Below are 12203 nucleotides of genomic sequence, written 5' to 3' on the forward strand. Positions count from 1 at the left end.
CATTAGGTTAACGTCAACTAAACAGAAAAATTATGACCGATTGAACGCGTTCTATTTGTAATTTCTTTATTTCGCTTCTATCGTTACGACTACACTAAAAACAATAACTTGATCACAAAATTACCCGCGACAGGGGGAACACACAATGATAAGAAGATCGCTTTTTGTTAAAAATAAACTAGTACTAGGCATCGCAGCCGCTACTTTAGGGTTATCAGCAGCACACACACAGGCTGCAACGTTTGAGGCTGGAGGGTTTGATATAACCTTCGACTCTGCTTTTTCTTATGGACAAAGTATCCGTGTTGAAGACCGAAACTTTAACTTAATAGGTAAAAGTAATAACCCGTCTTTTGATTGGACAGGTTATAACTCTGTATTAAATCCAATTTATTCAGCGCAAGATGTCTGGGCCCAACCTGGCTCTTACTCTAATAACGGCGACGCTGGTGATTTGAACTTTGATAGCGGTGAATCTTTTTCAAAGCTGTTGAAAGGGACGCATGATTTATCTATCAACAAAGATAACTATGGTCTATTTACTCGATTTATGTATTTTTATGATTTTGAATTGATGGATGGCGATCGTGCCTATGTTAATCCAACTTCAGGGCAAGGAGTTGATCCTTGTGATGATAAAGACACAAAGAAACAAAGCTGCGCAGATATTCGTCTATTAGATGCTTACGTATGGGCTAACTTTGATTTAAATGACGGCAATAACCCACTTTCTATTCGTCTAGGACAACAAGTTATAAACTGGGGAGAAAGTACATTAATTTCTCACGGTATTAACGTAAATCCGGTCGATATTGATCGGTTAAAAGCGCCGGGTGCAGAGCTTAAAGAAGCTTTTATTCCAGTTGGTATGTTATGGGCATCTTTAGGGATCACTGAAAATGTGACTTTGGAAGGCTTTTACCAATACCAATGGCATGAAACACGTTTACCTGCAGCTGGAACGTATTTTTCAACCAATGACTTTGCCGCTGAAAATGGTTATCAGCAAAATGTACAGCTTGGTTTTACCTCCAACCCAGATATCGATTTAGCGTTTTTAACTGATAGCTTAAATAATTTGATGACTACCTTTGGTCAAGCTGCTGCCGCTAAAGGGATCGACCCTGCAAGTCCCGCAGGGCAAGCATTATTGGCACAAACTTATCTGGCATACCCTACTAAAGTCGCTCTTAAAGGCAAAGGGGATGATGGTAAAACTGAACCTGATGATGGTGGTCAATATGGTTTACGTTTAGGTATGTTCTTACCAGATTTTTATGACACTGAAGTTGCACTTTACCATGTAAACTACCATAGCCGCCGTCCTCTTATTTCAGGTCGCGTATCTAACTTTACACAAGCGTCACTGGCCCAAGATTTAGCCATGTTAGCAACGACTAAAATTACCTCTGACAATGTCTCTGATTTAAAAGCATTTGCTAAAGCAACCAATGAGTATCCAGAAGATATTAAATTGTATGGGTTAAGCTTTAATACATCAATTGGTGAAACGGCGTTTGCTGGTGAGTTCACCTTCCGTGAAGACGAACCACTACAAATCGATGACGTAGAATTGCTTTATGCTGCTATGCCTGAGCAATTAGCGTTAGCGGGACTTCGTCCTGAGTTTGCCGGTATTTCACAAATGAGTCAGGGTAACGCAGTTAGTGTTGTAGGCCCTGGGGAATTAGCAAAAGGTTATATTGAGCGTAATACTAGCCAATTGCAGTTTACAGCAACACATTTATTTGGCCCATCACTGGGTGCAGATAGCTGGGCTGTAGTGGGTGAAATTGGCGGCGTGCGCATAAATAATATGCCTGAATACGATGAAATGCGTTTAAATGTTTCAGGCACTGGTCGAAGCGGTATTATGACCGGCCCTAATGCAGATGATTACTCAACACTTCATATGGCTTTGTCTAATGGCCCCGAACAAAAAGAGTTTGCGACAGCATCATCATGGGGATATCGCTTAATTGCTAAAGGCGATTATTACAACTTCTTTAAAGGAGTTAATTTTTCACCTCGCTTTGTTTTCTCACATGATGTAAATGGTAACACACCAGACCCGATGTTCTTGTTTATTGAAGATCGCAAGTCACTTGGAGTGACAGCCAACTTTAATTATCAAAATGCATGGTCATTTGACTTTAGCTACAACTCTTTCTGGGGTGGCGGAGATACCAATACTTTCTCAGACCGTGATTTTGTTTCTTTTAATATTAAATATTCAATTTAAGGGTATCATGATGATAAAAAAACCTACCCTCATTGCACTAACGCTATGTAGTTTATTTTCTACAACAGCGGTCGTTGCAAAAATGACGAGCGAAGAAGTTGCGCGCTTAGGTGCAGATCTAACCCCATTAGGTGCTGAAAAAGCGGGTAATGCTGATGGCTCAATTCCGGCATGGACAGGTGGTATTACTAAAGCACCTGCAGGTTATACGCCGGGAATGCATCATCCAGATCCGTATGCTGACGACAAAGTACTTTTCACCATTGATAAATCAAATGTTGATAAATACAAAGCAAATTTAAGTCCTGGTCAAGTAGCTCTTTTTGAAGCGTATCCAGATACGTTTAAAATGAACATCTATACTACTCATCGCAGTGCTTCAAACCCACAGTTTGTCTATGATGCAACAAAACAATACGCACCAACTGCAGAGTTGATTGAAGAAGGTAATGGGATAAAAAATACTGCTATTGGCATTCCTTTTCCTATTCCAAAAACTGGCTTAGAGGCAATTTGGAACCATTTATTACGCTACCGTGGTCTGTCAATTGAGCGTTTTGGTGGTCAAGCGGCTCCAACAGCCTCAGGTTCGTATAATATGGTTGGCTTTGATGAGCAACTGTTAGTTAAGTACTCAGATCCAAAAGCAACACCTGCAGAGTTACAAGAATCTAATATTTTGTTTAAATTTAAACAAAAAGTCACCGAACCTGCGCGTTTAGCTGGCACGGCGCTATTAGTTCATGAAACCATGGACCAAATTTTAACTCCACGACAAGCGTGGACTTACAATTCTGGCCAGCGTCGTGTTCGTCGCGCGCCTAATGTTGCTTATGATGCACCAGGAACAGCAGCTGATAGCTTGCGTACAACCGATGATTTCGATATGTTTAACGGTTCGCCAAACCGCTATACATGGACGCTCAAAGGTAAGCAAGAGCTTTATGTACCATACAATAGTTATAAGCTACACAGTGATAAGTTACAGTATGACGATATTCTGATGGCCGGTCACATCAACCCGGAACATGTGCGTTATGAAAAACACCGTGTTTGGGTTGTAGAAGCAGATCTGAAAGGCGACACTCGTCATATTTATAAGAAGCGCGTATTTTATATTGATGAAGATAGCTGGCAAGTTCAAGTGACGGATATCTATGATAACCGTGACCAAATGTACCGTGTAGCGATGGCTCATACAATTAACTATTACGATGCGCTCACTAACTGGAGTACGTTAGACGTTTACTACGATTTGAATTCACGCCGTTACCTAGCGATTGGTTTAGATAACCAAGAGAAAATGTATGATTTCTCACAATCGTTTAATGATAATGAATTTACCTCAAGTGCACTGCGCCGCGAAGGTCGTTAATACACTCTAAGCACCTGGAATTATCTAGGTGCTTTTTTATTATTTCAAATCGCGTTTGTCACTCTGACACGCACTGGGTCATGACACTAACCGAGTCCCCCGACTGCACGTTATATACCGACAAACACATTCTTTTCAAGGCGATTTTAATTTATGAAGTACATGCTTTATGCAGGTCTTGCCGCTGTGGCGAGCCTTTCAACTCTTTCTATTGCAGCTGAACCACTTGCTGCAATTGTCGCAACTAAAGCAGATAAAACCCTGTTGACTGATATTGAATACACAGGAAAGCAACTGGTCGCTGTCGGAAAACATGGCACTATAATTACAAGCAGTAATGCAAAAAATTGGCAACAAGCGAGCGTTCCAACGCAAGTGTTATTAACGGCGGTTGCCTTCAGTGGCAGTCAACTTGGTTGGGCTTGCGGGCATGATGCGACTATTATTCATACCAATGATGGTGGTGCAAACTGGCAGTTGCAACAGGTGAACACGCAATTAGATAAACCTTGCTTAGATATTTTATTTACCAGTGAACTTCACGGCTTTGCTGTGGGTGCCTATGGTATGTTTTATGAAACCAGTGATGGTGGCAAACATTGGCAAAAGCGTTTTCTGGATTCTTTATTATTTGCAGATGATAGAGATTACTTAAATGATTTAAAAGAATCAGATCCACAAGGCTATGAAGCCGAAACTGCATCAATATTGCCGCACTTTAATCGTATTGTCACAACAAAAGATAAACTTATGTTAGTGGGCGAAATGGGTTTGTTAGCGCACAGTACAGACAACGGAAAAACATGGCAACGCGATGAAGAAATCTACCGGGGTTCCTTTTTTGCTTATGCCAGCGATGAACAAGGGCAAGAAATAGTTGCGGGTTTAAGAGGCAATATTTTTAGCCGTCAGGTAGGTGAGCAATGGCAACCAATAAGTAATAATAAAACCGCCACAATCAATAGTATTATCGCTAGCGGTGATAATCAATGGTTGTTACTTGCCAACAGCGGTGTGATTTTCCACTATAAAAATAATCAACTTACTATTGAGCAGTTAGCGGATGGTAAAGCAATTCTTGATGCCGTTATTTTTGAAAATCAATTGGTTATGGCATCAGAAAATGGCATTAAAGTGAAGGGGATGGCTCCATAATGCACACAATCGTCAATTTTTTAGAGAAAGCAGTTTTTCGTCATCGATTAATGATGGTGATAAGTTTTATTTTAATAACATGTTTTTTAGGTTTTAAAGCCACACAAATCCAACTTGATGCTTCATTTAATAAAAATATTCCACTTAATCATGATTATATGAAAGTGTATTTAAAGCATGAAAAGCAATTTGGTGGCGCAAATAGTATTTTGATCTCAGTGTGTGATGATAGCGGTGATATTTTTAATCCTGAGTTTTTCACCCAATTAAAAGCCGTTCATGATCAGTTATATTTTATTCCTGGGGTGAATCGTCCGTTAGTGAATTCAATTTTTTCACCCAGTGCACGTTTTGTCGAAGTTGTTGAAGACGGCTTTGCGGGTGGGCCAATTATTCCCGCCAATTTTACTGCTGATCAACGAGGTTTAGCGGTTGTTAAAGAGAATATCGAAAAAGCGAAAGTCGTAGGCAGGATGATTGCCTCTGATTATTCGTGTGCGATGGTAACCGCGCAGTTGATGGAAACTGATCCGCAAACGCAAGAAAAATTAGATACGTTAGCGTTTGCACAAAAGCTAGAAAGCGAAATTCGAGAGCCATTGAGCACTGATAAAGTAAGTATCCACATTATTGGTTTTGCCAAAATGGCCGGTGATATTGCCGAAGGTGCGAAAGGGGTTGTGTTATTTTTTGCTATTGCTATCGCGTTTACTTTCATCATGGTGTGGTTATTTTGCGGCAGCATCAAGCTCACTATTTTACCTATAGCCTGTTCAATTATTGCCGTGGTTTGGCAGTTGGGGATATTGTCGAGCTTAGGCTTTGGCCTAGATCCAATGTCGATTCTAGTACCATTCTTAGTGTTCGCAATCGGCGTAAGTCATGGCGTACAGATGATCAATGCAATAGGTAAAAAAGTCGCCGAAGGAAGCAGTAATACGCGTCTTTGCTGTCAGGCTAGTTTTAGATCGCTGTTAATACCCGGTGGTATTGCATTGCTGTCAGACACGGTCGGCTTTTTGACGTTACTAACCATAGATATAGGTATAATTCGTGAACTGGCTATCACAGCAAGTTTAGGTGTGGCTGTTATTATTTTTACTAATTTGATTTTATTGCCAGTATGGGCATCGTATATGCGCTTTGAAAACACAGTTCATATTCAATCAGGCAACAGCGAAAAACCAAACTTACTTGATTCAATTCGTGATCTGTTAGTCAAAGCCACGGATCCAAAATGCGCGAAAATCATTATTGGCTGCACCTTAGTATTGTTTGCTGTAGGTTATTGGCAAGCAGGGAAAATGCATATCGGCGATTTACATGCAGGTGCACCGTCATTGCATCAAGATGCCCGTTATAACCAAGATACCTTTTTAATATCGGACAAATATACAATTTCATCCGATATTCTAAAAGTGATTGTCGAAGCTTACCCTGCAGCATGTACAGAGCACGACGTAATGGATCGCATTAGTCGTTTTCAATATAAAGTTGAAAACTTAGCAGGTGTTCAATCAGCAGTATCCCTAAGCTCAGTAGCGCAGTCGGTTAATGCCGGGTATAACGAAGGTAATTTAAAATGGCAAAGTTTGCCTCGTAATACAGCAAGTTTGGTGCAATCTACCTCACGAGTCGAAACCAGTACCGGTTTACTCAATGGTGATTGTTCAGTTATGCCAGTGATTATCTTTTTAGATGATCATAAAGCGCAGACCATTGAACATATCATTGCCAGTGTTAAGCAATTTGCCATTGAAGAACAAACCGATATGCTGCAGTTTAAGTTGGCCTCAGGGCCTGTCGGCGTCATGGCTGCGACGAATGAATCAGTTTCTGCTGCACAATTACCAATGATGTTATACGTTTATGGTGCAGTTATTATTTTATGCTTGATTAGCTTTAAGAGTGTAAAAGCGACCATAGCGGTAGTGTTACCCTTGTATATTGTATCGACTCTTGCGCAAGCTTTAATGGTACAACTTGAAATCGGTCTGACGGTTTCAACGTTGCCAGTGATTGCACTAGGTGTAGGTATTGGGGTGGATTATGGGATTTATATTTTGTCATCGATGATGGGGCAATTAAAGCAAGGTGTTGCCTTACCAGTGGCGTATCGTAATGCACTCGTTGAGCGTGGTAGTGCGGTGTTATTTACCGGTATCACGTTAGCTATTGGTGTGAGCACCTGGATTTTCTCTGATCTTAAGTTCCAAGTGGACATGGGAATATTGTTAACCTTCATGTTTTTAGTCAATATGCTTGGCGCAGTATTACTTTTACCAGCAATTGGTAGTTTGATCTGGACTGACCAGAAAAAATAATGTGAATAATTTTGCTCCTAAATGGCCTGTAAAGGCCATTTATATCTATAATTTGTGAATAGATGACCAAATAGCTGAAATGCTTAAAATGTTTTCATCGAAAGGGCTGTTTATTAATTTTAAAAGGGTTAGAATTTGCCTGACTCCACACAATAAATTGCTGTACAAATTTTCCATCTAAGTAGGTGGTATAGATTTAAGGAACATGTAATGACACGAAATGAAGGGCAAGCCTCGGTTATCTTAGATAATGTCTGTAAGCTGATCCAGAAAAAAGTTCACGCTGATAATGTGTTACTCGTTGAGAAATTCGCCAAATCCTTGTACAGCAATATGTCTAAAGAAGATTTGGCACATCGCAATGATAGTGACTTATATGGCGCTGCACTTAGCCTATGGAACTCGCTAGAAAAAAATACCTCTGATGATGCGGTGATCCGCGTTTTCAATCCTGAAGTAGCAAAAGATGGCTGGCAGTCATCACACACAATCGTCGAAATTATCGCTAAAGATATGCCATTTTTAGTTGATTCTGTTCGTATGGCGATGACCCGCGAAAATATCGCATCTCACTTGCTATTACACAGCCCACTTAAGATTCAACGCGATAAAAACGCTAAAATTTCGGCTTTATCAAATTTAAAAGCCGAACAAGAGTCTAGCTCTACAAAAACAGTGTTTTTTATCGAAATTGATCGCCAAACAGATTCTTCAGTGATTGACTCGTTCAAAAAAGAGCTTGAGTCAGTGTTGAACGATGTGTCTACTGCGGTAGAAGATTGGCAACCGATCCGCAAAAAGTTAATTGCGGTCAGTAAAGAATTACCAAAACGTAATCATAACAACAATGCAAGTGAAGTTGCAGAGACTGTTGAATTCTTAGATTGGTTAGTAAAAGATAATTTTACATTAATGGGCTATCGCCAATACGATTTGTCGCCAGTACAAGGCGATTACCAGCTCAAAGGTAAAATCGAGGGCAGCTTAGGTTTGATGAAGAATTCAACCGAAGAGCATTCTCGCCTGTTATCTGAATTACCAGAAGTTGCCCGTCAAGAAGCCCGTAGCAATAACCTGTTGATCCTTACAAAAACCAATTCGTTATCACGCGTACATCGCCCAGCATACATAGATTATGTAGGGATTAAACGTTTTGATGATGAGGGGAATGTGATTGGCGAAGACCGTTTCATCGGGTTGTTTTCATCAAGTTTTTATAACAACAGCGCCGCTGATGTGCCAGTTTTAAAAAGTAAAATAAATCGCATCATGGAAATGTGTGATTTTGCCAAAGGCACTCATGCTTATAAAGCGGTATTAAATATTCTTGAAACCTATCCGCGTGATGAACTTGTTCAGGCCCGTGAAAGCGAGTTACTTGAAGTTGCAATGGGTGTTTTACAAGTACAAGAGCGCGATATGTGTCGCTTATTTGTGCGTAAAGATGCCTATGGTCGTTTTTTCTCTTGCATGGTCTATGTACCGCGTGAGCGTTATAACACAGCACTGCGCCGTGAAACACAAGATATTTTAGGCAATGCATTTAATTCAGACGATAAAGTCGAATTTACTACCTTCTTCTCTGAGTCTACACTGGCGCGTACTCATTATACCGTGCGTGTGACTGACAACAATATAGAATATAACGTGAAAGACATCGAAAATAATTTAGTAGAAGCCGCTCGTACTTGGGAAGATAAATTACAATCAGCACTGTTAGAGTCTGCTGGTGAAGCACGTGGTAACGAATTAAACCGCAAATATTGTAATGCGTTTGCTCGTTCTTACAAAGATGAAGTACTGCCAAGTGCCGCTGTTGTTGATATTGAAAAGCTTGAACTATTGAATGACGATAACAAGCTTGAAATGTTGTTTTACCGTCCGCAAGAAGAAGCGAACAGCAACATTGTACGTTTGAGCTTATTCCACAAAGATGAGCCAATCCATTTATCAGACGTTATGCCAATGCTTGAAAACTTTGGCTTGCGCGTCATTGGTGAAACGCCTTATTCGGTTAAAACCAGCGATGGCCGTATCAACTGGATCATGGATTTCTCAATGCTACTTGATAGCAAAGGCATTGCAGATTTCGATAAAGTATCAGCACGTTTTCGTGCCGCACTTACTAGTGTGTGGAGTAACCGTTTAGAAAATGACGGCTTTAACCGTTTAGTGTTAATGGGTGGCTTAACTGGTCGCGAAGCCTCAATTTTACGCGCTTATGCAAAATACATGCGCCAAGTTGGGGTTACTTTCTCGCAAACCTACATCGAGAGCACATTAGCTAATTACCCGCACATTGGTTCGCAAATTGTTAATTTATTTGCTAAAAAGTTCTCTGTTAAAAGCCCTGCTAGTGTTAAAACGCTTGATAAGCTAATTGCGCAAATTTATGTAGAACTTGAAAACGTTGCTAACTTAGATGATGACCGTATTATTCGTTTATACGTCGATATGATCATTGCTACGCTGCGTACTAACTACTTCCAAAAAGATGACATAGGTCAGTTTAAGTCTTATGTGTCGTTCAAAGTAAATCCAAGCTTAATTCCAGATATGCCATTGCCATTACCGGCATTTGAAATATTTGTTTATTCTCCACGTGTAGAAGGTGTGCATTTACGTGGTGGTAAAGTTGCGCGTGGTGGCTTGCGTTGGTCAGATCGTCGTGAAGATTTCCGTACGGAAGTACTAGGTCTAGTTAAAGCACAACAAGTAAAGAATACAGTTATTGTACCTGTAGGCTCAAAAGGCGGCTTTGTTTGTAAACAACTGCCAACGGATCGTGACGCATTCTTCAAAGAAGGCCAAGAGTGTTACAAAATCTTCATTCGTGGTTTATTAGATATCACAGATAACATTATCCAAGGTGAAATTGTGCCGCCGGTTGATGTAACTCGTCATGATGAAGATGATGCATATTTGGTTGTAGCAGCTGATAAAGGTACAGCTACTTTCTCTGATATTGCCAATGGCATTGCCAATGAATATAACTTCTGGCTAGGTGATGCATTCGCATCAGGTGGTTCAGTAGGTTATGACCATAAGAAAATGGGTATTACGGCCAAAGGCGCATGGGAATCGGTTAAACGCCATTTCCGCGAAATGGACATTGATACACAAACAACTGATTTTACGGTAGTTGCAATTGGTGATATGGCTGGGGATGTATTTGGTAATGGTATGTTGTTATCCAAGCATATCCGTTTACAAGTGGCATTTAACCACATGCATATCTTTGTTGATCCAAACCCAGATTCAGCAACGTCTTACCCAGAGCGCGAGCGCCTATTTAACTTACCTCGTTCATCGTGGGAAGACTACAACAAAGACTTGATTTCAGCGGGCGGCGGGGTGTTCTCACGTGCGGCTAAATCAATCACTTTAACGCCAGAAATGAAAAAAATGTTGGGCACTAAAAAAGCCAGCATGACACCAAACGAGTTGATCAAAGCATTCTTAATGATGGAATTCGATCTATTATGGAATGGCGGTATTGGTACTTACATCAAGAGCAGTAAAGAAAGCGATGCAGATGTAGGCGACCGTGCAAATGACGCCCTACGTATCAATGGTAGTGAGCTTGGTGCAAAAGTACTCGGTGAGGGTGGCAACTTAGGTGCAACCCAATTAGGACGTATTGAATTTGCTGCTAAAGGCGGTCGCGTTAATACTGACTTCATCGATAACGTAGGTGGTGTTGCGTGTTCTGATAACGAAGTAAATATCAAAATTTTACTTAATGGTTTAGTTACAGCCGGTGATTTAACGCGTAAACAACGTGATGAACTACTGTATTCAATGACCGATGAAGTTGCACAACTGGTACTGAAAGATTGTTATCGCCAAACGCATACACTGTCAATTACGCAATCAAAAGGCTCATCAACGCTTAAAGAAAAAGTACGCTTTATTCATGCCCTTGAAAAAGATGGCAAGTTAAATCGTGCAATTGAATTTATTCCAAGCGATGAAGAGTTGGCAGAACGCGCTGCAGCGGGTAAAGATTTAACTCGCCCAGAGTTATCTGTGCTTGTGTCGTACGCTAAAATGGTACTTAAAGAGTCACTCGTGACTGACGACATCACAGAAAATCCATATTATCGTCAGCTATTAGTGAAGTCTTTCCCTTTACCACTACGTGAAAAGTTCAATACTGCGATGGATAATCACCCACTGCGTAAAGAGATTATTGCTACTAAATTAGCTAATAATATCGTTAACGATATGGGTCTGAACTTCATGGTACGTATGCATGAAGAAACTGGCGCAAACGAAGCTGAAATAGCGTTATGTTACTCTGTTGCCAGTGAAGTATTCCAAATGCGTGATACTTGGTCTGCAATTGTTGATCTTGATAACAAGATCCCAGCCGCAGTGCAAACTGAAATGTTGTATCAGTTACGTCGTACAGTACGCCGAGCAACACGTTGGTTCTTACGTCATCGCAATAAAGCGCAAAATATTGAGCAAACAATTGCCTTCTTTGCACCGACCTTCGCTGATTTAAGTGCAAACTTAACTAACTACATGGTTGAAAAAGAAAGTGAACGTTTATCTGCTGCCGCAGACAAGCTTATTGAAAGTGCAGTGCCAGCTGAGCTTGCAACACGTATTGTATCGCTCTCTAGCTTGTTCTCAGTAATGGACTTAGCAGAAGTTGCTGCAAATTCAGGTCGTAGTATTGATATGGTATCTAATACCTACTTCAAACTAGGTGCACGGATGGGACTGCATTGGTTCCTTGACCAAATTACTCATCAGCCGGTGGCGAATCATTGGCAAGCATTGGCCCGCGCTTCATACCGTGAAGAGCTTGATTGGCAACAACGTACACTATCTGAAGTTGTTTTAAATAACTTTGCTGGTGATAACAAAGATGTTGACGGTCAAATTGATCAGTGGATGGACAGCCAAGATTTATTACTACAACGCTGGAAGCAAATGTTAGCTGAATTTAAGACTTCACAAAGTCATGATTTTGCTAAGTTCTCAGTTGCATTACGTGAACTTATGCTACTTAGTCATAACTGTGATACATCTGCAAAATAAGCAATTGATACTGACTGATTATTTTCCCACATGAAAATAATGAGTTAATCGTTAA

At 40.5% G+C, this 12203-nt stretch carries 5 protein-coding genes; all 5 read left to right on the forward strand.

The features are described from left to right. The first annotated feature begins 145 nt into the window (after positions 1–145). The 5 genes from H5180_RS04035 to H5180_RS04055 all read left to right on the forward strand — a co-directional run bounded on the left by H5180_RS04035 (position 146) and on the right by H5180_RS04055 (position 12148). Positions 146–2242 (forward strand): DUF1302 domain-containing protein, encoded by a 2097-nt coding sequence (locus tag H5180_RS04035; RefSeq protein ID WP_145233813.1) that lies wholly within the window; start codon positions 146–148, stop codon positions 2240–2242. A 10-nt stretch (positions 2243–2252) separates the two neighbouring features. Beyond that, positions 2253–3617, forward strand: a complete 1365-nt coding sequence (locus H5180_RS04040; protein WP_145234104.1) for a DUF1329 domain-containing protein — start codon at positions 2253–2255, stop codon at positions 3615–3617. A gap of 153 nt (positions 3618–3770) precedes the next feature. Further along, positions 3771–4772 (forward strand): YCF48-related protein, encoded by a 1002-nt coding sequence (locus tag H5180_RS04045; RefSeq protein WP_182757715.1) that lies wholly within the window; start codon positions 3771–3773, stop codon positions 4770–4772. After that, a complete protein-coding gene (locus H5180_RS04050; RefSeq protein ID WP_182757716.1) occupies positions 4772–7096 on the forward strand; it encodes an RND family transporter in 2325 nt (774 codons plus the stop codon). The genes H5180_RS04045 and H5180_RS04050 overlap by 1 nt, the downstream gene beginning before the upstream one ends. A 210-nt stretch (positions 7097–7306) precedes the next feature. Further along, a complete protein-coding gene (locus tag H5180_RS04055; protein ID WP_182734765.1) occupies positions 7307–12148 on the forward strand; it encodes an NAD-glutamate dehydrogenase in 4842 nt (1613 codons plus the stop codon). Positions 12149–12203 lie beyond the last annotated feature (55 nt).

This window comes from Pseudoalteromonas sp. SR41-4, assembly GCF_014163985.1.
In the GTDB taxonomy this organism is placed as follows: domain Bacteria; phylum Pseudomonadota; class Gammaproteobacteria; order Enterobacterales; family Alteromonadaceae; genus Pseudoalteromonas; species Pseudoalteromonas rhizosphaerae.